Source organism: Kitasatospora gansuensis, from assembly GCF_014203705.1.
In the GTDB taxonomy this organism is placed as follows: Bacteria; Actinomycetota; Actinomycetes; order Streptomycetales; family Streptomycetaceae; genus Kitasatospora; species Kitasatospora gansuensis.
In genome coordinates this window covers 6,712,969-6,737,950 of record NZ_JACHJR010000001.1, presented here as the reverse complement: position 1 = coordinate 6,737,950, position 24,982 = coordinate 6,712,969, and the positions used below count along the sequence as shown (strand labels likewise).

At 72.1% G+C, this 24,982-nt stretch carries 23 protein-coding genes; 16 read left to right on the top strand and 7 right to left on the bottom strand.

Annotated elements, in window-relative coordinates; genetic code table 11:
- The first annotated feature begins 28 nt into the window (after nucleotides 1-28).
- Nucleotides 29-748 (top strand): ANTAR domain-containing protein, encoded by a 720-nt coding sequence (locus tag F4556_RS39570; RefSeq protein WP_184921716.1) that lies wholly within the window; start codon nucleotides 29-31, stop codon nucleotides 746-748.
- 5 nt (nucleotides 749-753) lie between these two features.
- Complete coding sequence (locus F4556_RS30320; RefSeq protein ID WP_184921714.1) at nucleotides 754-1,503, top strand: GAF and ANTAR domain-containing protein; 750 nt, start codon at nucleotides 754-756, stop codon at nucleotides 1,501-1,503.
- 39 nt (nucleotides 1,504-1,542) lie between these two features.
- Here the strand turns inward: F4556_RS30320 and F4556_RS30315 are convergent, their stop codons facing one another.
- Nucleotides 1,543-1,989: an ATP-binding protein gene (locus tag F4556_RS30315; protein ID WP_184921711.1), complete on the bottom strand. Its 447-nt coding sequence runs from the start codon at nucleotides 1,987-1,989 to the stop codon at nucleotides 1,543-1,545.
- Between the two features lie 188 nt (nucleotides 1,990-2,177).
- On the opposite strand from F4556_RS30315, the gene F4556_RS30310 reads away from it, so the two are divergent.
- Nucleotides 2,178-3,074, top strand: a complete 897-nt coding sequence (locus tag F4556_RS30310) for a SigB/SigF/SigG family RNA polymerase sigma factor (protein ID WP_184921709.1) — start codon at nucleotides 2,178-2,180, stop codon at nucleotides 3,072-3,074.
- Between the two features lie 41 nt (nucleotides 3,075-3,115).
- Here F4556_RS30310 and F4556_RS30305 read toward each other — a convergent pair whose 3' ends face one another.
- Nucleotides 3,116-3,472: a PRC-barrel domain-containing protein gene (locus F4556_RS30305; protein ID WP_184921707.1), complete on the bottom strand. Its 357-nt coding sequence runs from the start codon at nucleotides 3,470-3,472 to the stop codon at nucleotides 3,116-3,118.
- Between the two features lie 338 nt (nucleotides 3,473-3,810).
- On the opposite strand from F4556_RS30305, the gene F4556_RS30300 reads away from it, so the two are divergent.
- From F4556_RS30300 to F4556_RS30290, 3 genes are all read left to right on the top strand, one after another.
- A complete protein-coding gene (locus F4556_RS30300; protein WP_184921705.1) occupies nucleotides 3,811-4,230 on the top strand; it encodes an STAS domain-containing protein in 420 nt (139 codons plus the stop codon).
- A gap of 118 nt (nucleotides 4,231-4,348) precedes the next feature.
- Nucleotides 4,349-5,095, top strand: coding sequence for a GAF and ANTAR domain-containing protein (locus tag F4556_RS30295; RefSeq protein ID WP_184921703.1), 747 nt, complete (start codon nucleotides 4,349-4,351; stop codon nucleotides 5,093-5,095).
- Nucleotides 5,096-5,195: 100 nt separating this feature from the next.
- Nucleotides 5,196-6,134 carry a MerR family transcriptional regulator gene (locus tag F4556_RS30290; protein ID WP_184921701.1) on the top strand — a complete coding sequence of 313 codons (939 nt, stop codon included), beginning with the start codon at nucleotides 5,196-5,198 and terminating at the stop codon, nucleotides 6,132-6,134.
- Nucleotides 6,135-6,253: 119 nt separating this feature from the next.
- Here the strand turns inward: F4556_RS30290 and F4556_RS30285 are convergent, their stop codons facing one another.
- Together F4556_RS30285 and F4556_RS30280 are read right to left on the bottom strand one after the other, a co-directional pair.
- The gene (locus F4556_RS30285) at nucleotides 6,254-6,481 is read right to left on the bottom strand and encodes a hypothetical protein (protein ID WP_184921699.1); all 228 of its coding nucleotides are present in this window, start codon (nucleotides 6,479-6,481) and stop codon (nucleotides 6,254-6,256) included.
- A gap of 43 nt (nucleotides 6,482-6,524) precedes the next feature.
- Nucleotides 6,525-7,634, bottom strand: coding sequence for a phenylacetate--CoA ligase family protein (locus F4556_RS30280; protein WP_184921697.1), 1,110 nt, complete (start codon nucleotides 7,632-7,634; stop codon nucleotides 6,525-6,527).
- Between the two features lie 480 nt (nucleotides 7,635-8,114).
- Between F4556_RS30280 and F4556_RS30275 the strand changes: the two genes are divergently transcribed.
- Together F4556_RS30275 and F4556_RS30270 are read left to right on the top strand one after the other, a co-directional pair.
- Nucleotides 8,115-11,069: a polysaccharide lyase family 8 super-sandwich domain-containing protein gene (locus tag F4556_RS30275; RefSeq protein ID WP_184921695.1), complete on the top strand. Its 2,955-nt coding sequence runs from the start codon at nucleotides 8,115-8,117 to the stop codon at nucleotides 11,067-11,069.
- Nucleotides 11,070-11,210: 141 nt separating this feature from the next.
- Nucleotides 11,211-12,272, top strand: coding sequence for a substrate-binding domain-containing protein (locus F4556_RS30270; protein ID WP_184921693.1), 1,062 nt, complete (start codon nucleotides 11,211-11,213; stop codon nucleotides 12,270-12,272).
- Between the two features lie 12 nt (nucleotides 12,273-12,284).
- On the opposite strand, the gene F4556_RS30265 is transcribed toward F4556_RS30270, so the two are convergent.
- Together F4556_RS30265 and F4556_RS30260 are read right to left on the bottom strand one after the other, a co-directional pair.
- On the bottom strand, nucleotides 12,285-13,064 hold the full coding sequence (locus F4556_RS30265; RefSeq protein ID WP_184925434.1) for a sugar phosphate isomerase/epimerase family protein: 780 nt from the start codon (nucleotides 13,062-13,064) through the stop codon (nucleotides 12,285-12,287).
- A 5-nt stretch (nucleotides 13,065-13,069) separates the two neighbouring features.
- Nucleotides 13,070-15,001, bottom strand: a complete 1,932-nt coding sequence (locus F4556_RS30260; protein ID WP_184921691.1) for a DUF2264 domain-containing protein — start codon at nucleotides 14,999-15,001, stop codon at nucleotides 13,070-13,072.
- A gap of 244 nt (nucleotides 15,002-15,245) precedes the next feature.
- On the opposite strand from F4556_RS30260, the gene F4556_RS30255 reads away from it, so the two are divergent.
- From F4556_RS30255 to F4556_RS37655, 8 genes are all read left to right on the top strand, one after another.
- Nucleotides 15,246-16,583 (top strand): ABC transporter substrate-binding protein, encoded by a 1,338-nt coding sequence (locus F4556_RS30255; RefSeq protein ID WP_184921689.1) that lies wholly within the window; start codon nucleotides 15,246-15,248, stop codon nucleotides 16,581-16,583.
- Nucleotides 16,580-17,548 (top strand): carbohydrate ABC transporter permease, encoded by a 969-nt coding sequence (locus F4556_RS30250; protein WP_184921687.1) that lies wholly within the window; start codon nucleotides 16,580-16,582, stop codon nucleotides 17,546-17,548. Before F4556_RS30255 ends, F4556_RS30250 begins: the two co-directional genes overlap by 4 nt.
- Entirely contained in the window at nucleotides 17,545-18,465 is a 921-nt protein-coding gene (locus F4556_RS30245) for a carbohydrate ABC transporter permease (RefSeq protein WP_184921685.1), read from the top strand. The genes F4556_RS30250 and F4556_RS30245 overlap by 4 nt, the downstream gene beginning before the upstream one ends.
- Nucleotides 18,466-18,587: 122 nt before the next feature.
- On the top strand, nucleotides 18,588-19,568 hold the full coding sequence (locus F4556_RS30240) for a hydroxyacid dehydrogenase (RefSeq protein ID WP_184925431.1): 981 nt from the start codon (nucleotides 18,588-18,590) through the stop codon (nucleotides 19,566-19,568).
- 65 nt (nucleotides 19,569-19,633) lie between these two features.
- Nucleotides 19,634-20,785, top strand: a complete 1,152-nt coding sequence (locus F4556_RS30235; protein ID WP_184921683.1) for a Gfo/Idh/MocA family protein — start codon at nucleotides 19,634-19,636, stop codon at nucleotides 20,783-20,785.
- A 35-nt stretch (nucleotides 20,786-20,820) separates the two neighbouring features.
- Nucleotides 20,821-21,927 (top strand): dihydrodipicolinate synthase family protein, encoded by a 1,107-nt coding sequence (locus tag F4556_RS37665; RefSeq protein WP_221504590.1) that lies wholly within the window; start codon nucleotides 20,821-20,823, stop codon nucleotides 21,925-21,927.
- Nucleotides 21,924-22,745, top strand: coding sequence for a sugar phosphate isomerase/epimerase family protein (locus F4556_RS37660; protein WP_313068849.1), 822 nt, complete (start codon nucleotides 21,924-21,926; stop codon nucleotides 22,743-22,745). Before F4556_RS37665 ends, F4556_RS37660 begins: the two co-directional genes overlap by 4 nt.
- Nucleotides 22,742-23,818: a glycerate kinase gene (locus tag F4556_RS37655; RefSeq protein WP_313068847.1), complete on the top strand. Its 1,077-nt coding sequence runs from the start codon at nucleotides 22,742-22,744 to the stop codon at nucleotides 23,816-23,818. The genes F4556_RS37660 and F4556_RS37655 overlap by 4 nt, the downstream gene beginning before the upstream one ends.
- 72 nt (nucleotides 23,819-23,890) lie before the next feature.
- Here F4556_RS37655 and F4556_RS30225 read toward each other — a convergent pair whose 3' ends face one another.
- On the bottom strand, nucleotides 23,891-24,955 hold the full coding sequence (locus F4556_RS30225) for a substrate-binding domain-containing protein (protein WP_184921682.1): 1,065 nt from the start codon (nucleotides 24,953-24,955) through the stop codon (nucleotides 23,891-23,893).
- Nucleotides 24,956-24,982: the final 27 nt, after the last annotated feature.

Below are 24,982 nucleotides of genomic sequence, written 5' to 3'. Positions count from 1 at the left end.
CGCTACCAGCCTCACCCGGGGGTGCCTGGTGATCAGCGATCGCATGGCCGAGGTCCTGCGTGGGCTCGACAGCCGGGACGGCACCCCCCGAGTCGCCGACGTCACCGCGGCGGGCGCCGCCGCGCTGGGAGTGGACGCCCTGGCGGTCTCCCTGCTGACCGGGGACGTGACCGAACCGCTCTGGTGTTCCCACGAAACCTCCCGGCGCTTCGAGGACCTGCAGTTCACCCTCGGCGAGGGCCCCGGACCCGACACGCTGCGCAGCGGTGCGATGGTGCTGGTGCCGGACCTGGCCCAGGTCCGGTCCGGCCGCTGGGCCGCCTTGGCCGAGGAGGCCGCGCCGGTGCGGGCGGTGTTCTGCTTCCCGATGGGGATCGGCGCCATCAACGTCGGTGTGCTGACCGCCGTGCGCCGCACCCCCGGCGCGCTCACCGCGTCCCAGGTGGGCGACGCGCTGGTACTTGCCGCTGCCCTCACCGCCCGCCTCCTGGGCAACGGCGAACCCCAGGCCGCCGCCGTCCCCCTCGACCCGCCCCACACCCTGCAGCGTGCGGTCGTCCACCAGGCGACCGGCATGCTCAGCGTCCAGCTCGCCCTTTCCCTGCCGCAGGCCCTCCTGCGGCTGCGTGCCCACGCCTACAGCAGCGGGCGCTCCATCACCGACGTCTGCCAGGACGTCGTGGAGCGCCGGCTGCGCCTGGAGCCCGACGACAACGGGACGTCCCCGCCCCACGCAGAGAAGGACTGATCGACATGACCCGCGAGCAACGACTCACCGAGGTCTTCGTGGAGGTCGCCGACTCCCTCATCGACGACTTCGACGTCATCGACTTCCTCCAGCGACTCTCCGAACGGTGCGTGGAACTCCTCGACGTCGCGGCTGCCGGCATCCTGCTCGCCGACCAGCACGACGAACTGCAGACCATCGCGGCCTCCGACGAGCACACCCGCCTGCTGGAGCTCTTCGCACTGCAGCACGACCAGGGCCCCTGCGTCGAGTGCTACCGCACCGGCAGCCCCCGCCTCAACATCGATCTGACAGACCCTCACATCACCCAGGAGTGGCCGCAGTTCGCCACCCGCGCACGCCAGACCGGCTTCGTCGTCACCAACGCCATCCCGCTGCGCCTGCGCCGCCGGGTGATCGGCACGCTCGGCCTGTTCCAGACCGACTCTGCCCCGCTCGGCGCCGCGGACATCACACTCGCCCAGGCGCTGGCCGACATCGCGACCATCGCCATCCAGCAGCAGCGCACCCTGGACCACAGCGAGGTCGAGCGCGGCCAGCTCCAGTCCGCGCTCACCAGCCGAATCGTCCTGGAACAGGTCAAGGGCATCCTCGCGGAACGCTGGCAGACCTCCGTCGACGACGCGTTCACCGCCTTCCGCGCCTACGCCCGCACCCACCACCGCCAACTCGCCCAGCTGGCTCGCGAGATCGCCGACGGCGCCTTCGACACCGACCTGATCCCCCACCCCACCGACACCACGTCCCAGCCCTGACCACCGAACGTGAGCGAGCCTCGGGCTCCGAGGCAGCTGTCAGGGGGCCGACGGTGCGGCGATCTCCAGCCAGACGGACTTGCCGGCCAGATCCTCCCGTACGGTGACGCCCCAGCGCGTCGACAGCCGCGCGACGATGTGCAGGCCGTGCCCGCCGGGGCGCCCGGGCTGGTGAGGGAGGCGTGGCCGAGGACGGTCGGGGCCGGCGTCGGCCACCTCGACGCGCAGGGCACTCTCGGTGCAGTGCAGGAGGAGCCGTTCAGGACCGGCTGTGTGGAGGCAGGCGTTCGTCACCAGTTCGCAGACCAGCAGCAGTACGTCGTCGGCGACAGCCTGTCCTTCTTCATCAGCGGCGGGGAGCCAGCCCCAGTCCAGCAGGGCGATCCGGGTGAAGTCCCGACATCGGCCGACCACACCGCTGCCCCCGAAGAGGGCGAGACGGCGGAACTGACCGCCCTGGGGCAGCCCCGACTGACTGGTGCTCATCTGGCCTCATCCCGAGAAACCGCACGGCCACACCCGCGCGCCTGCCGAACCGCACGCGAGCCGTCGCGGCCGAGCACCTGGTGCCGGCACCCCTGCCGCTCCTGGGCGCGTCTACCCACGACGGCGCGGCCGAACACCTGACGGCTGGGTCGTCGAGAGCCTACCGACAACAGTGGAAGGGACCATCCATGGCTGCCCACATCACAGTCGAGCAGACCGTCGCAGATTCTCCGGCCCCGGTCGGCACCACCACGGCGGTGCGGACCGCGCCCCTCCGGCGACCCGCGGGCCTGCCGGAAGCCCGGACCACGGACCGCGTCAGCACGGCCGACGCCCGAGCAATGTCCACGGTGCTCCTGCGGCGGTTGGCGGAGCTCGAGGAGGGCACCCACGAGCGCGCCTACGTCCGTAACACCCTCGTCGAACTGAACATGACCCTGGTGAGGTTCGCGGCCGCCCGGTTCCGCGGCAACTCCGAACCGATGGAAGACATCATCCAGGTCGGCACCATCGGCCTGATCAAAGCCATCGACCGTTTCGACCTCGAGCGTGGCCTGGTGTTCAGCACCTTCGCGTTGCCGACCATCAGGGGTGAGATCAAGCGCTTCTTCCGCGACACCACCTGGGCGGTCCACGTCCCGCGCCGACTGAAGGACCTGCGCCTGGAGTTGGCCAGGGCCGGCGATGTCCTCGCCATCAAGCTCGACCGCGCTCCGACCCCCGGCGAGCTCGCCGCCTACCTCGACCTGCCCGCCGAGGAGATCATCGAGGGCATGCTGGCCGCCAACGGCTACAGCACCTCGTCCATGGACGCCCAGACCGAACTGGACGCAGGCGACGGCTCGTTCGCCACCCACACCGGATTCATCGAGCGAGGCTTCGATCGTGTCGAGAACCTCCACGCCCTCAACCCGTTGATCGCCGCACTGCCCCGACGCGACCGGCAGATCCTCTCGATGCGTTTCAGCGACGAACTCACCCAATCCGAGATCGGCACCCGGCTGGGCCTGTCCCAGATGCACGTCTCCCGACTGCTTTCGCGAACCGTCGCGCTGCTGCGCACCCAGCTGCTCACCCAGGACTGAACCGATCCAGCCATGAACGGATGCCTCCTCGGGCAGGGCGTTCAGCGGCGGGCGAGCTGCCGCTCACCGCCTGCGCCTTGCTGGTAGCTGAGGCCGTAGTGCCGGAAGATCGCTTCCTCGTCTTCGGCCGGCAGGACGTCGTCCGTTCCGATCGGCGGGCAGTCCTTCACCAGCGCCTTGTCGTAGACCACTCTGACGTAACCCGGTCCGACGCTGGCCCCGTCCAGCGGGACGAAGACCAGGCGGTGGCGGGTGGGCAGGCCGACCTGGACGGTGGCCATGGCCGGCTCGTCCGTGCTGGTGTCCACATAGATCGCTTCCAGCATGCCGATCTTGTGCCCGCCGGCGTCGACGACGTCGTGGGTGCGCCACTCGCGGATGTCCCCGACCTGGATCACCGGGACTCCCTTCGCGCCACACGGCCCCACAGGGCCTGCGTCCTGTGCACTTCCAGCCTGCCCCCGTCGGAACCCCGGCACCAGTGCTGACCGCACGTTCCCTCCCGGCGGGACATCCGGCGATCGTCACCACGGCGGCGTCCACCGCGCTACTGTACGTAGGACAGAGGACCCCTTTCGTTCTCTGGGCTCAATCGCCATGCAGTGCCTGGGACTTGACCAGGTGCCAGGGCGTTCCTGCTCCCAGCGCATCAGATGACGGAGCCCGCTTCGGCGGGTGTTGCTCCAGCTGCCCCGGACCCCGGCCGCGTCACGCACGAGACGGCCAAGGAGTCCACGTGATCCCCACGCAGCAGACCGCAGCCGCCCTGGTAACGGCGCCGATCCCCTGGCCCGCCGATCAGGGCTTGAGTATCCACCGGCGCGACCGCAGCCTCGGCACAACGCTCACCCTGAGCGGTGGGATCGACTTCGCCACCGCGCCGCGACTGGAGCGGGTGGTCCGGGATTGCCTGCACGCGAGCGTGCGCAGCATCGACCTGGACCTGGCGCCGCTCGGCTTCTGCGACCTCCGGGGCCTGTACGCCTTCATCGACGCGACCTGGCTCACCGTTGCCGCCGGAGGGCGCCTGCGCCTGGAGAGCCCGCCCCCGGTGCTGACACGTCTGCTCACCCTGACCGGAACCCACCACCTGGTGAGCATCGTGACCGACAAGAGCATCCACGGCCTGCCCCGCGCTCACCTCCCCGCTGCCTGACCAGCGGCCGCTCCGTCATCGACACCTCCAAGGACGTGCTGGGCCGGCGCCTTCGCCTGGGCCGCCTCGGCAACGGCGAGAGCCCGACAACGCCCGTCACAGACAAGGACTGATCGCCATGACCCGCGAACAGCAGCTCACCGAAGTCTTCGTGAAGGTCGCCGACTCCCTGATCGACGACTTCGACCTCATCGACTTCCTCCAGCAGCTCTCCGAACGCTGCATGGACCTCCTGGACGTGGCCGCTGTTGGCATCCTGCTGGCCGACCAGCACGATCACCTACAGGTCCTGGCGGCCTCCGACGAACACACCCGGGTCCTGGAACTGTTCGCCCTGCAGCACGACCAGGGCCCCTGTGTGGACTCCTACCGCAGCGGCATCCCCCGCACCGACATCAACCTCCACGACCCGCGGACCATCGCAGCCTGGCCGCGGTTCGCCGACGCGGCCAGGGAGACCGGCTTCGTGTCCACCAACGCGATCCCGATGCGGCTGCGCGGGCGCGTCATCGGAGTACTCGGCCTGTTCCAGACCGACCCCACCCCCCTCAGCGCCGAAAACGTCACTCTCGCCCAGGCCCTGGCAGACCTGGCAACCATCGCCGTCCTGCAACAGCGCACTCTGGCCCACAGCCAACTGGAACGAGGCCAGCTCCAGTTCGCCCTGAACAGCCGCATCGTGCTGGAACAGGTCAAGGGCCTCCTCGCGGAACGCTGGCACCTGAGCGTCGACGAGGCGTTCGCCGCCTTCCGCATCTACGCACGCTCCCACCACCACCAACTCGGCCGTCTGGCACACCAGATCGCCGACGGCGACTTCGACACCGACTTGATCCCCCGCCCGGCCGCCCCACCGCACCACTGACCAGCTCCACGACCCGGTCGGCGTTGTACCTCCTCTGGTTCGTCACACTGCAAACGACGGGGCTTGAGTCTCCAGCAAGGGGAGACGCGAAGGTGGGGACATGGACGGCGACACGCTCTTCTCGATCGGTGACCTGGCTCGGCGGACCGGGCTGACGGTCAAGACCATTCGGTTCTATTCCGACGTGGGGATCGTGCCGCCGACGGACCGCAGCCCGGCCGGCTACCGGCTCTACGACGTCAGCGCACTCGCGCGGCTGGATCTGGTACGCACCCTTCGCGACCTGGGACTCGACCTTGCCGTCATCCGGCAGGTGCTGGACCACGAGGTCTCGGTTCCCGAGATCGCGGCCGCGCACGCCGATGCTCTGGAGGTGCAGATCCGCACTCTCCGGCTTCGGCGGGCCGTCTTGCGCGCGGTGGCCAAGCGGGGCTCCACCACCGAGGAAATGGATCTCATGCACAAGCTCGCAAAGCTCTCCGATGTCGAACGTCGGCGCCTCATCAGCGACTTCATCGACGACACCTTCGGCGACCTGGACGCCAACGCCGACTTCGTGGACATGATGCGCTCGGCCATGCCCGAGCTGCCGGACGACCCCGAGCCCGATCAGGTGGCCGCCTGGGTGGAACTGGCCGAGCTCGTCCAGGACCCGGACTTCCGCGCCGCCGTCCGCCGCATGGCGGAGTACCAGGCGGCCGAGCGCGCCCGGGGCGACTCCACCGGACTGCACCACGAACTCACCGAGACCGTACGTGACCAGATCGGCCGCGCGCTCGATGCCGGCATCGCCCCGACCTCTGCCGAGGCCGCACACATCCTTGACGCCCTGACCATCCGCTACGCCCAGACCTTCGGCCGCGCCGACGACGCCGACCTGCGCCACTGGCTGCTGACCCGCCTGGAGATCGCCGGCGACCCCCGCGCGGAACGCTACTGGCACCTCCTGGCCGCCATCAACGGATGGCCCGTTCCAGCAAGCCTGGCTCCGGTGTTCGCGTGGTTCACGGCGGCCCTGCGAGCCGGCATCAGGCAGTAGCCCCGCATCCCGCCGTTGACGCCCCGTCAGCGGGCCCGGGCACCACGGGGCTCATGGAACTGCCGGTCGAGATCACTCTCGACCGGCAGTTTTGTTTTCCAGCGACCTCAGGTTCGGCCCTACAGGCAGACGGCGAAGGTCACCAGTTCGGCGAAGGCTTCGGCGGACGGTGCCGCCTGCTCGCCGATGACGGTTCCGCAGCCGTGGCCGGCCTGGACAGCGGTGCCGGTCGGTGCGGGAACCGCGTTGGCGGTGGGGGCTGTTGCCAGGCCGATCAGGGATGCGGCTCCAAGGGCTGCTCCGGTTGCCGCGATCCGGCGGACGGTGATCGGCGTGTTGTGCTTCATCTTTGGGTGCTCCGTTTCTCGTGTCGCCGGCACTGTGCCGGCATCAGATGTTGCGGACCTTTCCGAGCCGACCGGGTCCGTGGACGACGACGTCCACGGTGTGCGGCAGGAGCAGGCTGTCGGTGATCTCCTGCTGCGCGCGGGCGGCTTTCTCCGGCCAGACGAGCGGGTCATGGCGCAGCTCCACGTGGAGCTCGGCGCCACCCTCGGTGGCTTCCAGGCGGAAGCGTGGGGTGCCGACCTCGTCCTTGGAGAAGATCTCTGTGGGTGGCGGGGTGGGGTGAAAGCGGTGGACGTCGGGGTGGTCGGCCAGGGCCGGGTGGACGTCGGCGGGGCAGATCAGGTCTCCGCTGCCCGGGAGGGTGATGGAGTGTTGTTCCCGGCCGAGCGGGCGGAAGCCGTGTTCGCCCCAGCGGATGCAGGGTTCCGGTGCCAGTTCGGCGAGGTCTCCGGGGTAGTAGCGCAGGCGTGGTTCCAGCTGGACGTACGGGTGGAAGGCGGTCACCACGAGCCGTCCTCGTTCTCCCGGTCGGACCGGTGAGTCGTCGTGCAGGGGCAGGATTTCGGCGAGGCCGGTGGGCGGCATGTGGTGGTAGCCGCACACCCCGCAGGAGGCGGCGTTGCAGACACGCAGCTCGGAGAAGCCGTAGACGGAACGGACTTCCGCTCCCCACCAGTCCTCGAGGCGTCGCCGCCAGGCCGGGGACAGCAGGTTGCGCCCCACGGTGACGGCCTTGATGCCGAGATCGTCCAGGCGGCCGCGGCGTTCCATCAGATAGAGCGTCAGCTCCTTGATCCTGAACAGGGTTCCTTCGAGTCCCCGGACCGGTTCGAGGGAGGCGTAGGGCTCCGTCGCCCGTTCGAGCATCAGGGCGACCTGCTCGTACTGGGCCTCGGTGACCAGCGGTTGTGGGACGACACCCGTGGTGAAGCCGCCGAAGGCGGCCGAACCGTGGTTGACGCTGGTGAACGAGAGCGTCAACCCTTCACTGCGCCTGGCCGCCTGCAAGCGGGCCAGCTCGGCCCGCTCCGTCGGGGAGCTCAAGAAGGCTGCCGGCTCGCCGGTGGTGCCGCTGGTGTAGCCGACGACAGCCCCGGCCGGGGTGCCGGTACGGATGGCCGCGCGGCTGTCCTGCCAGCTCTGACCGGTCATCACCGGCAGTCTCCGCAGGTGGGCGCGCGCGGTTTCAGGGGTGATGGCCTTCCCGGAAAGGTGAGCCGCGTAGTAAGGGCTCGACCTGCCGACGAAGGTCAGCGTCTGCGCCAACTGCGCCCGTCGGTAAGCCTCGAGCTCTCCGACCGTCACGCTCGGTCGTGTCCCCAGTCGTACGTTCATGCCCTCACCCCCGTCGACCCGTCCTCCACCGGCCTGTTCAGGGTGACGGTTCGTCGGCAACCCTTGAAGGCTTCGTCAGCGAACTGGCTGGACCATGTCAGGTCACCCGGCTGCCGCATGGACGCTCCGCAGGGAGTTCGCGCCCTCACTATCCGTGACCACCTTCCGGGGTCGGACCGGGTGCGGCGAAACATATGGCCGGTCATGTGGTCCCGGCCCATTGCCGGTGCGGAGCGGCGGCCGTTACCGTCCTGGCCATTCGGATCGGGGGGTTTCGTTCGTCAAGGAGGACGTGCCATGGACGCCGACCAGCCCCGCAGCCGTTTCAGCGCTTCGATGAGCCGACGGCGGCTGCTCCGGATCGGCGGGACCGCCACCGCCCTGGCGGCCGCGTCCCAGCTGCTGCGCCCCGGGGCGGCCTGGGCCGCGGACGCCTACGACGCCATGCGCGACACCTGGTCGCTGATGCTGACCGGCTCCGGCTTCGACCCGGCGGCGGCCCCGTACTCCACGGCGCTGTCCGCGCTCGGCACCGAAGCCGACGGCTACCTGGGGTCGATCGCTCCGGGGGCGTCCTCGCTGTGGCCGGACCTGCCGATCGGCAGTGTGTCGGCCAACGTCACCAGTTGCTACGTGCGTCTGCGGGTCATGGCACTGGCCTACGTCCAGCCCGGTACGGGTCTGACCGGCAGTGCGTCGCTCGCCTCGGCGATCACCACCGGTCTCGACTGGATGCACGCCCATGCCTACTCCCCCACCACGACGGTCTACAACAACTGGTGGGACTGGGAGATCGGCGCCCCGCAGCGCATGCTGGACGCCTGCGTCCTGATGTACCCCCAGCTGACGGCGGCTCAGATCGCCGACTACTGTGCCGCGGTCGACCACTTCGTCCCCGCCTCCCGGCTGGCCACGTACAGCGGCACCAGCACGGGGGCCAACCGGGTCGACCTGTGCCAGGTGTACGCGCTGCGCGGCGTGCTCGGCAAGAGCGCCGCCCCGATCGGCGTCGCGCGCGACGCCCTTCCCCCGGTCTTCCCGTACGTGCTGAGCGGTGACGGGTTCTACGCCGACGGCAGCTTCGTGCAGCACACCTACATCCCGTACACCGGCGCCTACGGCGAGGTTTTCCTCCGGGGGGTGAGCAAGCTGCTCGCGCTGCTGGCCGGCACCGCCTGGGCCGTCACCGACCCGGCCGTGCAGAACTACTACGACTCGGTGACCAACGCCTACGCGCCCTTCCTCTACAACGGGCTGGTGATGGACGGCGTCTCCGGCCGGTCCATCAGCCGCGGCGTCCAGCTCTCCAGGCCGGACGTGCAGCAGGACGACCACGTCCGTGGGCACTCGATCGTGGGCCACGTCCTGCGGCTCGCCGACTCCGGGGCGGTCTCCGCGTCCGTGGCGGCCTCCTGGAAGTCCATGGCCAAGGGCTGGATCCAGCGCGACTACTACCGGAACCTGCTCACCAGCACCACCATGGAGATTCCCGAACTGGCGCGCGCCCAGGCCCTGTTGAACAACTCCTCGGTCACCGCGAGCGCCGAGCCGGTGAACAGCCGGGTGTTCGCGATGGACCGGGCCGTGCACCGCCGGGCCGGCTGGGCCGCGTCGATCAGCATGTGCTCGGCCCGCACCTCGTTCTACGAGACCGGCAACGGCGAGAACCTGCGCGGCTGGCACACCAACAACGGAATGCTCTACTGGTGGGGCGACACCTACGGCAACGGCCAGTACTCGGACGCCTTCTGGCCCACCGTCGACCCGTACGCGCTGCCGGGCACCACCGTCTCCACCAAGGTCCTGGCCGATGCGGCGGGCGGCGCCTGGGGCGCCTCCCACCCGAGCGCGACCTGGGCGGGCGGCGCGACCGACGGCACCTTCTCGGCGGTCGGCCAGGACGTGCGCGGGCTGCAGTCCACGCTGACCGGCAAGAAGTCCTGGTTCTGCCTGGACGACTCGATCGTGTGCCTGGGTGCGGGGATCACCGCCACGGACGGCGTCCCGGTTCAGACCACTGTCGACAACCGCAACATGAGCCCCAACAACGCGTTCGTCTTCACCGTGGACGGCACCGTCCAGTCCAGCACGCTCGGTTGGAGCCAGACGTTCACCGGCAGCAAGTACATGGCCATCAACGGCGTGGGCGCCTGGGTGTTCCCGGGCGGTGCGACGGTCAAGGCCAAGCGGGTGGCCCGCACCGGGGCCTGGTCCGACGTCAACACCGGCTCCTCCACCACCCCCCTCACCCGCAACTACGTCACGATGTCGCTCGACCACGGCACCGACCCGGTCGACGCGAGCTACCACTACGTGCTGATGCCGGGCGCGACGGCGGCCACCGCGGCCGCCCGGGCCGCGGCCCCGACGGCCACCGTGCTGTCCAACACCTCCACCGTCCAGGCGATCAGCTGCCCGTCCCTCGGACTGACCATGGCCAACTTCTTCGCCGCCGGAACGGCTGGGCCGATCACGGTCTCCGCCCCGTGCTCGGTGGTCGTGAAGGAGCAGGGCGGCACGCTGTCGGTCCACGTCAGCGACCCGAGCCGGATCGCCACCACCGTCCAGGTCACTGTCGCCCGCCCCGGCTACGCCTCCGTCACCGCCGCCTCCGGCGTCACCGTCCTGACCACCTCGGGGCAGGTCGCCCTGCTCGCCGAGACCGGCGGCAAGCAGGGCGCGAGCCAGTCCGTCACGCTCGGCACCACCGGCGCCGCCCCCGCTGCCGCGACCGCGACCCGGCTGGGCGCGACCGCCACCACCTATGTGCGCGACGGGGCCTACGGCAACACCAACTACGGCAACGCCACCACCATGGTGGTGAAGAACAGCAACGTGGCCAACAACGGCTACAACCGCAGGTCCCTGCTGAAGTTCGACGTCTCCGGGCTGACCGGCACGGTGTCCCGCGCGGTGCTCTGGGTGTACGGCAACGTCCAGGACTCGGCCGGGATCCGGACCACGCTGCAGGCCTTCGCCACCGCCTCCGGCACCTGGACGGAACCCGGCGTGACCTGGAACGGCGCCCCCGCCCCGACCACGGCGCTCGGCACCGGAGCGGTCTCCACGGGCTACGACTGGGTCGGCCTCGACGTGACCGGCGCGGTCGCCGCCGCGCTGCCCTCCGCCGGCGGAAGCGGCACCGCCTCGCTCGCCGTCTTCGGGCCGCTCGGCGCGGTCGGCCTCGCGGCCGTCCTCAACACCCGTCTGAACAGCGGCAACCCGCCCCGGCTCGAGGTCGTCACGGCCTGATGTGCGGCCCGCCCGGCCCGGAGCCCCGCAGGGTGGTGCCCCTCCGTCCACAGGTACTCGATCAGCAGGTGACCGAGTGATACTAATTGGTCTGGAGAACGCACCGGCTGCCTCGGTGCTCCGGGCGGGGAGAGGGAAGCCATGACCATCACTGCGGAGGAGCGGCGGGCTCGGATCCTCGAGGTCGTCCGGGAGTTGGGCACGGTCCGGGTGATGGATCTGGCGGCCCGGATCGGCACCGCTCCGGTCACCGTGCGCCGGGACGTCGCGGCGCTCGCCGACAGCGGGCTGCTGCGCCGCTCCCACGGGGCCGTCTCACTGCCCAGGTCCGAGGGTGCGACGACCGGGCCCGCGGGGAGCGGTCACGTCATCGGCATGCTGGTCCCCACCGTCGGCTCGTACTTCGACGAGGTGATCGACGGCGCCCGGGCGGCGGCCCTGGCAGCGGGGGCCAGGCTGGTGCTCGGCATCGCCTCGTACGAGTCCGCGGACGATCACGCCCAGGTCGGGCAGCTGCTGGACGCCGGGCTCGACGGGCTGCTGCTGACCCCCAACTGGCGTCCCGGCACCGACTCCGGGGAGACGGAGTGGGTACGCGATCTGCCGGTGCCCGCCATTCTGGTCGAGCGGCTCGCCCCGCCGGACAGCGCCGCCGCCGAGCTGGACGCGGTCGGCTCCGACCACCGCCATGGCGTGCTGCTCGCCCTGCGCCACCTGCTCTCGCTCGGCCACGAGTCCGTCCTGCTCGCCGCCCGGGAGGACAGCTGGACGGCGCACCAGGTGCGGGCCGGCTACACGGAGGCGGTCCGGCTGCTGGGGCTGAAGCCGCAGCCGGTGATCGACATCCACCGCCCGGGCCTCGACTCGGAGCTGGTGGCCGCGCGGATCATCGAGGCGGCGGCCGACGGTGTGCGGGCGGTCCTGGTGCACAACGACCACGAGGCGATCCAGCTGGTGCCGCTGCTGCGGGCCCGGGGTCTGCGGGTGCCGGACGACCTGGCGCTGATCTCGTACGACGACGTGTTCGCGGCGCTGGCCGCCCCGCCGCTGACGGCCGTCGCCCCGCCCAAGCGCGCGGTGGGCACCGCCGCGGTGGAGCTGATGCTCCGTCGCCTCGACGGCAGGTCCGAACTGCCGACCCACCACGTCCAGTTGCTGCCGGAGCTGAAGGTCCGCACCTCGTGCGGCGGCGGCGCCGGCTGACCCGACGCGGGGTCAGCCGGCCGCCGCGGTGAGGAAGGCCGCGCCGGGCCCGAGCAGGTCCGGCAGCGGGGCGGCCGACGGGAACCACGGCGCCTCGTACTCCCACGAGACCCAGCAGTCGCGCGGCAGCAGGCGTACGCACCCGGCGATGGGCAGCACTCCCCCGCCGAGCGGCAGCGGGGTGAGGTCCTGCGGCCCGGCGATGTCCTTGACCTGGACGTAGCCGAGGTGCGGGGCGAGCGCCGCAAACGACTCCACGGGTGACTCACCCGCCAGCCGAGTGTGCATCAGGTCCCACAGGGCGCCTGCAGACTGATGGTGCACCAGGTCGAGCAGCCGGGCCACGTCCCGCCCGCCCCGGTGCGAGTCGTGGGTCTCCACCAGGATGCGTACGCCCAGGGCCAGGGCGGTGTCGGCCGCGGCGGCCAGGCGGCGGGCGGCGCGCCGGTCGGCCTCGGCGGCGGGCCCGTCGCCGCCGCGCGGGAAGACCCGGACGTACCGCGCGCCGAGGTCGGCGGCCAGCCGGAGCTGCTCGCGCAGCTCGGCGACCGGGGCGGCGTCGTCACCGGGGGCCGCGATCCCGACGTAGCCGGCCAGGGCCAGCGGGGTGATCCCGGCTCCGGTCAGGGTCCGGGCCGCCGCCCGCCGCTCCTCGGCGGTCATCGCCGGGTGCACCGGTTCGCCCGGCGCGCAGCGGAGTTCGAGTCCGCTCCAGCCGTGCGTCACGGCGAGGCGGACCACCTCGGCGAGCGGGCGGCCGGGCAGGCCGAGCGTGGAGAAGGCGAGTCGCACGGCGGTCATCCCGTCCGCCGGACGGTGACGGCTCCGGTGGCGAGCAGGGCCTCGTGCCCGGTCCCGTCCGGCCAGTGCACTTGTACTTGGCAGCCGTCGACGATCACCCGGGGCGCCGGGAACGGCCGGGTTGCCGGTCCGGCCAGCCGCGATGCCGCGACGAACAGCGCGGGCCCGTCGGCCGGGGTACCGCCCGTCAGCACGGGCAGCGCCGCGTCGGGCCCGAACGCCGTGCCGTCCGCGAGCCGGTGGGTGCCTGCCGCGGTGAAGCCCTGGACGGGCCGCAGCGCCGAGCTCAGCCGCCCACCGCCAGGGCGGGTGGCCGAGACCTCGGCGAACCGGTGGTCCGACCCGGCGCGGACCTCGCCGCCGGCCACCGCCCACCCGCTGTGCCGGACCTCGGTGCCGGGGTCCGCCCCGGTGACCAGGTGGACGTGGACCTCCTCCGCGCCGGACGCCAGCAGCACCGAGGTCACGGTGACGCCCGGGAGCTCGACGCCGCCGATCCGGGGCCGGTGGGCGGAGGCCGCCCAGCCGTCGCCGGTGCCGAGCGGACGGATCGGGCCGCGTTCACTGATCGCGCCGTCGGCCACCAGCCCGAAGTGGTTGTCGGGGACGTCCCCGAAGGCCGGGCCGGTGGCGGTGGAGTGGGCGAGCCGGGCGTAGAGCGGGCTGTCGGGCAGCACCTGGTCGGCCGGCTGGTCGTCGCTGCCGTGGTTGTGCAGCCGGACCAGGCCGTCGGCGGCGGTGGACTGGATCAGCCAGCCGGGCTGCGGGAGCGGGACGACCGCGTCCTCGCGCTCGGCCGGGCCCGGCTCCTCGACCGCCGTCCAGACCGGGTGGTCGGGCGGCAGCAGCAGCCCGAGGAAGCCCTTGCTCGCCCAGTAGGGCGAGGCCGGTCCCGAGTACTCCTGCACCATCGGCGGGTACGGTCCGAACCAGCCGAGTGTGAGCAGGCCGTCCGCGTCCAGCGCCCCGCCGTCGACGAAGTACCGGAGCGCGCCGGAGGCGAGGCGGCGGGTGGCACCGGGCGCCAGCGGGGTGTGCCCGCTCAGCGCGCCCGCCCACAGCGGCCCGGCCGCGGCGAAGCGGTAGGCGAGCGACCTGCCCTGGTGGACGGGCGCGCCGTCCGCGCCGAAGGTGCGCGCGTAGCCGTCCAGGTAGGCGGCGAGCCGGGGGCCGTAGGTGTCGCGCAGCCGCGGGTCGCCGCTGAGCCGGGCGTGCAGGACGGGGTACAGGTGGAAGGCCCAGCCGTTGTAGTGGTCGAACGCGCGCGGGCGGCCGTCGGTGTACCAGCCGTTGCCCAGGTACCACTGCTCGATCTTCGCCAGGCCGCGGTCGAGGGCGCGCTGGGCGGAGCCGTCCTGGTCGAGGCCCACTTCGGCCAGGAAGCCCCCGACCATGGCGGGGAAGAGCCACCAGTTGTTGTCGACCGGGGTGTGGTGCAGGGCCGGGGCCAGCCAGGCGCGAACCTGCTCACGGGTCCGCTCGTCCAGCCCGTCCCAGAGCCACGGACGGGTGAGGCGCAGGGCCACGGCGATCGACGCGGCCTCGACCATGGCCTGGCTGCGGTCGCCGATCAGCGGCCAGGAGACCTGGTCGCCGTCGGCGAGGTCGCGCTCCGTGGTGGGGGTGCGGGTGCCCGCCGCCAGCCCTTCGGCGTACCGCTTCAGGACGCCGTGCGGGTCGTCCCCGCCGGCCCCGGCCACCCGGAGGGCCGCGAGCAGGAAGGTCCGCGCGTAGCCCTCCAGGCCGTCCGAACGGCGTCCGGAGACGCTCGGACGACTGCCCGGCAGGTCGATCAGGGCGTACCCGGGGCAGGCGTGCCGCCCGACGGCGGCCAGCAGGCCGTCGGCGACGGCCTCCCAGTGCGCCCTGGTCCAGCCGGTGTGCGGGCTGAGCACGCGGTCTTCGGGCGGGAGCTCGATCGAGGGCATGGGTGTGCTCCTTGCTCGGGGTGGCTGATCGAATCTAGGGAGCGGCCGATCGATCGTCAAGCAATCCAGATCAAATGATCCGAATATTCAGGCCAACTCGGCCCACCAGCGGCATCAGGGCAGTGGATGGTCACAGTGAGATCACATCAGATCAATTGATCCTTTGCTCTTGACTCCGATCGAAGGTGGTCGCAGGATAGCGACACCCCCCGGCACACCGCCCCCCTTCCACAGGAGCCGCGCCATGTCCCTCACCCCCGCCGCCCGCCGCCGCAGAGTCCGCGCCGCCGCCGCTCTCACCGCCGCCGCCGTCACCCTCTCCCTCCTGACGGCCTGCGGATCCGGTGCCGAGGACACCGCCGCCGCCGATGACGGCCAGCCCGTCTCGATCACCTTCTGGGGCTGGGCCAAGGGCACCCAGGACGTGGTGAACGCCTTCAACGCCTCGCACAAGAACGTCCAGGTCAAGTTCGAGTCGATCCCCTCCGGCGTGGCCGGCGGCTACGCGAAGATCTCCAACGCGGTGAAGGCGGGCAACGCGCCCGACGTCTTCAACACCGAGTACGGCCAGCTGCCCGACTTCGTCAGCCAGGGCGCCGTGCAGGACATCACCAAGCTCGTCTCCGCCGACCTCAAGGCGAAGTACCTGCCGCAGGCCGTCGAGCTGACCACCCTCGGCCGCGCCGTCTGGGCGATTCCGCTGGACGCCGCCCCGCAGGCCTTCTTCTACCGCAAGGACCTCTTCGACAAGGCCGGCATCACCGCCCCGCCGAAGACCTGGGACGAGTACCGCGCCGCCGCCCAGAAGCTCAAGCAGGCCGACCCGAACTCCCGGATCGGCACCTTCTTCCCGGACGACCCGAGCACCTTCGAGGCGCTGGCCTGGCAGAACGGCGCGCACTGGTTCACCGGCGTCGGGGACACCTGGAACATCGACCTCGGCAGCAGCCAGACCAAGCGCGTCACGGACTACTGGCAGCAGCTGGTCTCCGACGACCTGGTCCGCGTCCAGCCCTCGTTCAGCCAGCAGTGGACGGCGTCCCTGCAGAAGGGCGAGACGGCCGGGTACGTGGGCGCGGCCTGGGGCGGCGGCGTCCTGAAGGGCACCGTGCCGGACGCCACCGGCAAGTGGGCCGTGGCCCCGGTCCCGACCTGGGACGGCGCCCCGGCCAGCGGCATGCTCGGCGGCACCACCTTCGCGGTCTCCAAGGACAGCAAGAAGGCCAAGGCCGCGCTCGAGTTCGCCACCTGGGCGACCACCACCCCCGAGGGCATCCAGGCCCGGATCTCCTCCGGCACCTCCTCGATGTACCCGGCGGCGCCCGAGCTCGTCCCGGTCGCCAAGGCCGCCTTCAAGACCGACTTCTACGGCGGCCAGGACATCTACTCCGTCTTCGTCAAGGCCGCCGAGTCCATCAAGCAGGGCTGGCAGTGGGGCCCGGCGATGGGCGCCACCAATACCGCGATCAAGGACACCCTCGGCAAGCTGGGCCAGGGCGGCACGGTCCAGGGGGCCGTCGACGCCGGCCAGCAGGCCACCGTCGCCGAGCTGAAGAACCGCGGACTCAAGGTCGCCCAGTGACCCAGCACCGTTCCGCGGCCCCGCCGCAGAGCACCGCCGGTCAGACCTCCTCCCGCGCCGTCACCGTCAGGCGGCGCGGGAGGTACCGCGCCCCCGCCGTGCTCCTCGCCCCGTTCTTCGTCCTGTTCGCCGCCTGCACGCTGATCCCGATCGGCTACGCGGCCTACCTGAGCCTGTTCACCGAGCAGCAGTCCGGCCTGGGCTTCGGCGGCAGCACCACCGTGTTCACCGGCCTCGGCAACTACACCAGGGCCCTCGGTGACGCGGCCTTCCGCACCGGGTTCCTGACCATCGCCCAGTACTGCCTGCTGTACATCCCGCTGATGATCGGCGTCTCGCTGCTGCTGGCCCTGCTGCTGGACTCCACGCTGGCCAGGGCCCGCCGGTTCTTCCAGCTGGCGCTGTTCCTGCCGCACGCGGTGCCCGGCATCATCGCCGCGCTGATCTGGATGTACCTCTACACCCCCGGCATCAGCCCGGTGATCGGTGCCCTGGAGTCCTTCGGCACCCGGCCCGACCTGCTCGGCCGGCCGCTCCCCGCCGTCGTGAACATCGCGCTGTGGGAGTGGGTCGGCTACAACATGGTGATCTTCTACGCCGCGCTGCAGGCCATCCCGCGCGAGGTGCTGGAGGCCGCCGTGGTGGACGGTGCCGGACCGCTGCGCACCGCGCTGAACATCAAGGTCCCGCTGATCCGGGCCTCGCTCACGATGGTCGGCCTGTTCACCGTGATCGGCTCGCTCCAGCTGTTCACCGAACCGATGATCCTGCACGGCACGGCGCCGAGCGTGATCAGCTCCTGGACGCCCAACATGTACGCCTACACCGCCGCCTTCGAGCGCAACGACTACGGGCTGGCCGCGGCGTCCTCCGTGCTGCTCGCGCTGGTCGCCGCCCTCCTGTCCTTCGTCGTCACCCGGGTCAGCCGCAACCGGTCCGACCGCCGAGCGGAGGCCACCGCATGAGCACCCTCACGTCCCCCGAGCAGGCCACCCACCGCAAGACCGGGAAGGCACCCGGGCCCGGCCGGCCGCCGGTCCGGCGGCGCCCGCCGCTGCTGTCGAAGACGGCCGTCAACGGCGCGCTGCTGCTGGCCACCCTGTACACCCTGCTGCCGCTCGGCTGGCTGGTCACCGCCGCCGCCAAGAACACCGGCGACCTGCTGGTCGGCCGTACCCTCTCCCCGGAGAACTGGCACCTCGGCGAGAACCTGGCCCACCTCGCCACCGCCGACGGCGGCGTCTACTTCCGCTGGTACCTCAACTCCCTGCTCTACGCGGGCATCGGCGCCCTGCTCTGCGCCTTCGTCTGCATCTGCGCGGGCTACGCCTTCGAGGTCTACGCCTTCCGCGGCAAGGAGAAGCTGTTCGGCCTGGTCCTGCTCGGCGTCCTGGTGCCGACCACCGCGCTGGCCCTGCCGATGTACCTGCTCGCCTCCAAAGTCGGTGTGGTCAACACCTTCTGGGCGGTCTTCATCCCCTCCCTGGTCAACCCCTTCGGGGTCTACCTGTCCCGGGTGTTCTGCGCCGGGTACGTCCCCGGCGAGGTGCTGGAGGCGGCCCGGATGGACGGCGCGGGAGAGCTGCGCACCTTCTGGTCGATCGGGCTCAAGATGGTGATGCCCGGCTTCGTCACGGTGTTCCTGTTCCAGTTCACCGCGATCTGGAACAACTTCTTCCTGCCGCTGGTGATGCTCTCCGACAGCAAGCTCTTCCCGGTCAGCCTCGGCCTGTACGCGTGGAACACCGAGACCCGCGCCTTCCCCGAGTACTACCCGCTGGTGGTCACCGGCTCCCTGCTCGCCGTCCTCCCGCTCGTGATCGCCTTCGTCGTCCTGCAGCGGCACTGGAAGGCCGGTCTCACCGCCGGCAGCGTCAAGTGACCACCCGCCCAGGCCACTTCGAAGACACCCCGGAGAATCGAGTGTCCCTCCCCCAGACCGCGCCCGCCGCTGCCGCCGCCCCGGCCGCGCCGACGCCCCCGCGACCCCGAGCCCTGCTCGCCATGCACCCCCAGCTCGCGTCCCACCTGCTCGACTCCCGCAGCCTGGCCCGGCTCACCGAACTCGCCGACCTCGACCCGCTGTTGGTGGTGGACGACTTCACCGGGCCGGCCGCCGCCGCCGCGCTGGCCGAGGCCGAGGTGATCGTCAGCAGCTGGGGCTGCCCGCCGCTGGACGACACCGTGCTGGCCGCAGCCCCCCGGCTGCGCGCCGTCATCCACGCCGCCGGATCCGTCAAGCACCACATCACCGACGCCTGCTGGCAGCGCGGCATCCGGGTCGCCTCGGCCGCCTGGGCCAACGCCCTCCCGGTCGCCGAGTACACCGTCGGCGCGATCCTGTTCGCCAACAAGCAGGTGCTCCGGCTGAGCGCCGAGTACCGCGAGCGCCGCGCTCCGTACGACTGGCCGTACGCCGAGTCGCACATCGGCAACTACCGCCGCACCGTCGGCATCGTCGGCGCCTCGCAGATCGGCCGGCGGGTGATGGAGCTGCTCCGCCCGTACGATCTCGAACTCCTGCTGCACGACCCGTACGTGGACGAGGCGGAGGCCGCGGCCCTCGGGGCCAGGTCGGTGGCGCTCGACGAACTGTGCGGGCTCAGCGACGTGGTGAGCGTGCACGCGCCCGAGCTGCCCGCCACCCGGCACCTGATCAGCCGTCGGATGCTGGCCCTGATGCCGGACGGCGCGACCCTGGTCAACACCGCGCGCGGCTCGCTGATCGACCAGGACGCGCTGATCGAGGAGCTGGTGCCGGGCCGCCTGAACGCGGTCCTCGACGTCACCACCCCCGAGGTGCTGCCGGCCGACTCGCCGCTCTACGACCTGCCCAACGTCCTGCTGACCCCGCACGTGGCCGGCTCGCTCGGCAACGAGCTGCACCGGATGGCCGGCGCCGCCGCCGACGAGCTGGCCCGCTACACCGCCGGGCTGCCCTTCGCCCACCCGGTGCTGCCGCAGGACATCCACCGGACGGCCTGACGATCCGTCAGCCGCCGTTCCGAGCACGTCATTTCATTTGATGCAAGATGCAAGAGGAGACCTCCATGTCCCGCAAGGTGATGGGCGTCGTGATGAACGGCGTCACCGGCCGGATGGGCTACCGCCAGCACCTGGTGCGCTCGATCCTGGCCATCCGCGAGCAGGGCGGCCTGCCGCTCGGCGACGGCACGGTGCTCTGGCCGGAGCCGATCCTGGTCGGCCGCAGCGCCGTGAAGCTCAAGGAGCTGGCCGACCGGCACGGCCTCACCCACTGGACCACCTCGCTGGACGAGGCGCTCGCCCACCCGCTGGCGGAGGTCTACTTCGACGCCCAGGTCACCCCGGCCCGGGAGGCCGCGCTGCGGACCGCGATCGCGGCCGGGAAGCACATCTACACCGAGAAGCCGACCGCCGAATCCCTCGCCGGTGCCCTGGAGTTGGCACGGCTGGCCCGCGCGGCCGGGGTGTGCAACGGGGCGGTGCAGGACAAGCTGTTCCTGCCCGGTCTGCTCAAGCTCAAGCGGCTGGTGGACGGCGGCTTCTTCGGCCGGATCCTGTCCGTGCGCGGCGAGTTCGGCTACTGGGTGTTCGAGGGCGACTGGCAGAGCGCCCAGCGCCCGTCCTGGAACTACCGCGCCGAGGACGGCGGCGGGATGATCCTGGACATGTTCCCGCACTGGCGCTACGTGCTGGACGGCATCATCGCGCCGGTGCGCTCGGTGTACGCGCACACCGCCACCCACATCCCCGCCCGGGTGGACGAGTCGGGCCGCAGCTACCAGGCGACGGCCGACGACGCGGCGTACGGCGTCTTCGAGTTGGCGGGCGGCATCACCGCGCAGATCAACTCCTCCTGGGCGGTCCGGGTGGACCGCGACGAGCTGGTCGAGTTCCAGGTCGACGGCACCGAGGGCAGCGCGGTCGCCGGGCTGCGCAACTGCCGCATCCAGCACCGGGCCTCGACCCCGAAGCCGGTCTGGAACCCCGACCTTCCCGCCGGTGAGTCGTTCCGCTCGCAGTGGCAGCAGGTGCCGGACAACGACGAGTTCGACAACGGCTTCAAGGTGCAGTGGGAGCTCTTCCTGCGACACGTGGCCACCGGCTCCGCGTACCACTGGGACCTGCTGGAGGGCGCCAAGGGCGTCCAACTCGCCGAGCTCGGCCTGCAGTCGGCCCGCGAGGGCCGCCGCCTGGACGTGCCGGAGCTGACCCTGTGACCACCCTGACCCTCCCGGGCACCGGCCCGTACCGGATGCGCGAACCGCTCGCCCTGCCCGTCGGCGCCGCGCCGGTCTCCCGGGTGGTGTACGCCGCCGCCCACGTGGTGGCCGACCCGGCCGCCGAGAACGCCCCCGGCGCGCCCGCCGCGCTGGACTGGGACACCACCCTCGCGTTCCGCCACCACCTCTGGTCGCTCGGCCTCGGCGTCGCCGACGCGATGGACACCGCCCAGCGCGGCATGGGCCTGGACTGGGCCACCACCCGCGAGCTGATCACCCGCTCCGGGGCCGAGGCGCGGGCCGTCGGCGGCCGCCTCGCCTGCGGGGTCGGCACCGACCAACTCGCCCAGCCAGCACCTCTGTTGTCCGACATCCTGGCCGCCTACGAGCAGCAGCTCGAGGTGGTCGAGCAGGCCGGCGCGCAGCCGATCCTGATGGCCAGCCGGGCGCTGGCGGCAGTCGCCGTCGGACCGGAGGACTACCTCGCGGTGTACGGCGAGCTGATCGCCCAGTCCGCCCGGCCGGTGATCCTGCACTGGCTCGGCGAGATGTTCGACCCGGCACTGGCGGGCTACTGGGGATCTGCCTCGCTCGACGCGGCCACCGGGACGGTGCTCGCCCTGATCCGCGAGCACGCCGGCCGGATCGACGGCATCAAGGTCTCACTGCTGGACGCGGACCGCGAGGTCGCGCTGCGGCGGGCCCTGCCGGCCGGCGTGCGGCTGTACACCGGGGACGACTTCAACTACCCCGAGCTGATCCGTGGTGATGAACTCGGCCACAGCGACGCCTTGTTGGGCGTGTTCGACCCGATCGCCGGGGTCGCCTCGGCGGCGCTGCGGGCACTGGACGCCGGTGACCTGGACCGGTACGACGAGCTGTTCGCCCCGACGCTGCCACTGGCCAGGCACCTGTTCGCCGCGCCGACCTTCCACTACAAGACCGGGATCGTGTTCCTGGCCTGGCTGGCGGGCCATCAGGAGCACTTCACCATGGTGGCCGGTGCGCAGAGCGCGCGGTCGGTGCCGCACCTGGTCGAGCTGTTCCGGCTGGCCGACGCGGCCGGCGTGCTGCCGGACCCGGCGCTGGCCGCGCACCGGATGCGGCAGTTCCTCGCCGTCGCGGGGGTCGACGCGTGAACCGGCTGTCGCTCAACCAGATCACCACCAAGGGCTGGTCGCTGCCGGAGGCCGTCCAGGGCTGCGTCGACGCGGGCATCCCGGCGATCGGCCTCTGGCGGGACAAGGTGGCCGAGGTCGGCGTCGAACGGGCCGCTCGGCTCTGCCGCGACGCGGGCCTGGCTGTCAGCAGCCTGTGCCGGGGCGGCTTCCTGACCGCCGCGACGGCGGACGGGCGGCGGGCCGCGCTGGCCGACAACCTGCAGGCGATCGAGGAGGCGGCCGAACTCGGCACCGACACCCTGGTGCTGGTGGTCGGCGGCCTGCCCGAGGGCTCCCGCGACCTGGCCGGCGCCCGTCGCCGGGTCGCCGACCTGCTCGCCGAACTCGCCCCGCACGCCGGGGACTTCGGTGTCCGGCTGGCGATCGAGCCGCTGCACCCGATGTTCTGCGCCGACCGTGCCGTGGTCTCCACCCTCGGCCAGGCCCTCGACCTCGCCGGACCGCACCCGGTGGAGCAGGTCGGTGTGGTGGTCGACAGCTACCACGTCTGGTGGGACCCGGACCTGGCCGCCCAGATCGCCCGGGCGGGCTCGCGCATCGCCGCGTACCAGGTCTGCGACTGGACCCTGCCGCTGCCCGCCGACGCCCTGCTAGGACGCGGCCATGTCGGCGACGGTCACATCGACTTCGCCACCCTGACCTCCCAGGTCACGGCGGCCGGCTACACCGGCTGGATCGAGGTCGAGATCTTCAACCAGGAGATCTGGGACACCCCCGGCGCGCAGACCCTGCAGACCCTGATCGAACGTCACCGAGCCCACGTGGCCGCCCCGTGAGGGTCGTCATCGCCCCCGACTCCTTCAAGGGCACCGTCACCGCCGAGGAGGCGGCCCTGGCACTGGCCGAGGGCTGGCGCTCCGTCAGACCGGACGACCACCTGACGCTCCGTCCGATGGCCGACGGCGGCGAGGGCACCCTCGCCGCCGTCGCGGCCGCCCACCCGGGCAGCACCCTGCACCGGGTGGCCGCCTGCACCGGCCCCGACGGCCGACCCGTCGACGGGGCGTACGCGCTCCTGCCGGACGGCACCGCCGTGATCGAACTGGCCACCGTCAGCGGCCTTCCGCTGATGGCCCAGCTCGCCCCGCTCACCGCCACCACCCGCGGCACGGGCGAGCTCGTCGCCGCCGCGCTCGACCACGGCGCGACCCGCCTGCTGATCGGGCTCGGCGGCTCCGCCTCCACCGACGGCGGCGCCGGCCTGCTGGCCGCCCTCGGCCTATCGCTGCTCGACCGGGACGGCCGGCCGCTGCCGGACGGCGGCGGCTCCCTGGCCCGGGCCCACCGGATCGACCGGACCGGCCTGCGGCCCGCGCCGCCGGGCGGCGTCCGGCTGCTCACCGATGTCACCAATCCCCTGCTGGGACCGGACGGCGCGGCCGCCGTCTACGGGCCGCAGAAGGGCGCCGGGCCGGCCAACGTCGCGGAGCTCGAACGCGGACTCACCCACCTCGCCGGACTGTTCGGCGGCGACCCCGACCGGCCCGGCGCCGGGGCGGCGGGCGGTACCGCCTACGGGCTCGCCGCGGCCTGGGACGCGGCCGTCGCCCCCGGGGCGTCCACCGTCGCCGAGCTGCTCCGGCTCGATCAGGCGCTGGCCACGGCCGACCTGGTGGTCACCGGCGAGGGCCGGTTCGACGCGACCAGCCTGCGCGGCAAAGTGGTCGGCGAGATCGTGCTCCGCGCGGAACGGGCCGGGGTGCCCGTGCGCGTGGTCGCCGGGGAGTCGGCCGACGCCCGCGCCCTGACCCTCACCGCCCTCGCTGGCGACCCGGCCTCGGCCCGTGGGCGCGCGGGCCACTGGCTCCGGGTGGCCGGTGCCCGGCTCGCCGACTCGGCCGCCGGCTGAAACCCCGTCAGGGCGGTGGTGCGGATCAGTTGATCCACGCCACCGCCCTGACGGGGTTTCAGCCACGGGGTTTCAGCGGTTGGCGCCGCAGGATCCCCGGACCTTCAGGTCCGGCAGCAGCTCCATCCGTCGGGCGGGCAGCGCCGCGCCGTCGGCGAAGCGCCGCAGCAGCAGCTCCGCGGCGGCCGCGCCCACTGCCCGCTTGGGCGGGGCGACGGCCGTCAGGGCGGGGGCCGCCAGCGCGGCGTACACGTCGTCGTACGAGATCAGCGCGAGGTCGGTGGGGACCCGCAGGCCCCGGGCCCTGAGCAGCGAGGGCAGTTGGATGGCGGCGTGGTCGTTGTGCACCAGGACGGCCCGGGCACCGGCCGCGGCGGCGACGACGATCTGCTCGGCCAGCCGCTCGACGCCGCTGGGCCCGACCACCCGGGAGTCCACCTCGAGGATCGGCTGCGGCACCAGGCCGAGCAGCCGCACGGCCTCCGCGTAGCCGTGCCGGACCTGATGGGACGTCCAGGTGTCGGCGCGGGCGGCCAGGATCACCGAGCGGTGGCCCAGCGAGGCGAGGTGCCGCAGCGCGAGCAGGACTCCGTGGCGGTGGTCCGAACCGACGGCGTCCAGCGCGGCGCCGGGACCGTCCGGGGCCGCCCGCCGTTCGACCAGGACGGTCGGGACCGGCAGGTCGTCCAGCCAGCCGAAGTCGTCGTTGTGCCCGCCCGGGAGCAGGTTGGGGGTCAGCATCAGCCCGTCGACGGCCGAGTCCAGCAGCCGCTCGGCCTGGGCCCGGTCGTCCCGGGCCTCGTACGGGGCGATCGCCAGCACCAGTCGCGCCCCGGCGGCCGTGGCGGCGGCGCGGGCGCCCGCGATCACCTCGTCGAAGTAGGAGCCGACGGTGGGAACGAGCATGCCGATCACCTGCTCCCGGCTCTCGGCCTCGACCGCGACGGCGTCGCCGGGCAGGGAGACCGTGCCGTGCGAGCGGCGCAGCACCCCGTCGCGGGCCAGCGCGGCGATGTCACGGCGGGCGGTGACGGCGGGTATCCCGAGGTGCTGGGCGAGATCGACCACCCGTACGGTCCCGAGTTCGCGCACGGCATTGGTGATCCACACGCGCCGGACCTCAGCTGAGATGGCCATGTACTCCCCTTGTGGCGGCCGGGCGGA

Excerpts from the sequence above, each read along its gene's own strand:
- F4556_RS30320 (WP_184921714.1), top strand. The coding sequence starts at position 754 with ATGACCCGCGAGCAACGACTCACCGAGGTCTTCGTGGAGGTCGCCGAC.
- F4556_RS30315 (WP_184921711.1), bottom strand. The coding sequence starts at position 1,989 with ATGAGCACCAGTCAGTCGGGGCTGCCCCAGGGCGGTCAGTTCCGCCGT.
- F4556_RS30310 (WP_184921709.1), top strand. The coding sequence starts at position 2,178 with ATGGCTGCCCACATCACAGTCGAGCAGACCGTCGCAGATTCTCCGGCC.
- F4556_RS30295 (WP_184921703.1), top strand. The coding sequence starts at position 4,349 with ATGACCCGCGAACAGCAGCTCACCGAAGTCTTCGTGAAGGTCGCCGAC.
- F4556_RS30290 (WP_184921701.1), top strand. The coding sequence starts at position 5,196 with ATGGACGGCGACACGCTCTTCTCGATCGGTGACCTGGCTCGGCGGACC.
- F4556_RS30285 (WP_184921699.1), bottom strand. The coding sequence starts at position 6,481 with ATGAAGCACAACACGCCGATCACCGTCCGCCGGATCGCGGCAACCGGA.
- F4556_RS30280 (WP_184921697.1), bottom strand. The coding sequence starts at position 7,634 with ATGACCGGTCAGAGCTGGCAGGACAGCCGCGCGGCCATCCGTACCGGC.
- F4556_RS30275 (WP_184921695.1), top strand. The coding sequence starts at position 8,115 with ATGGACGCCGACCAGCCCCGCAGCCGTTTCAGCGCTTCGATGAGCCGA.
- F4556_RS30270 (WP_184921693.1), top strand. The coding sequence starts at position 11,211 with ATGACCATCACTGCGGAGGAGCGGCGGGCTCGGATCCTCGAGGTCGTC.
- F4556_RS30260 (WP_184921691.1), bottom strand. The coding sequence starts at position 15,001 with ATGCCCTCGATCGAGCTCCCGCCCGAAGACCGCGTGCTCAGCCCGCAC.
- F4556_RS30255 (WP_184921689.1), top strand. The coding sequence starts at position 15,246 with ATGTCCCTCACCCCCGCCGCCCGCCGCCGCAGAGTCCGCGCCGCCGCC.
- F4556_RS30245 (WP_184921685.1), top strand. The coding sequence starts at position 17,545 with ATGAGCACCCTCACGTCCCCCGAGCAGGCCACCCACCGCAAGACCGGG.
- F4556_RS30240 (WP_184925431.1), top strand. The coding sequence starts at position 18,588 with ATGCACCCCCAGCTCGCGTCCCACCTGCTCGACTCCCGCAGCCTGGCC.
- F4556_RS30235 (WP_184921683.1), top strand. The coding sequence starts at position 19,634 with ATGTCCCGCAAGGTGATGGGCGTCGTGATGAACGGCGTCACCGGCCGG.
- F4556_RS37665 (WP_221504590.1), top strand. The coding sequence starts at position 20,821 with ATGCGCGAACCGCTCGCCCTGCCCGTCGGCGCCGCGCCGGTCTCCCGG.
- F4556_RS30225 (WP_184921682.1), bottom strand. The coding sequence starts at position 24,955 with ATGGCCATCTCAGCTGAGGTCCGGCGCGTGTGGATCACCAATGCCGTG.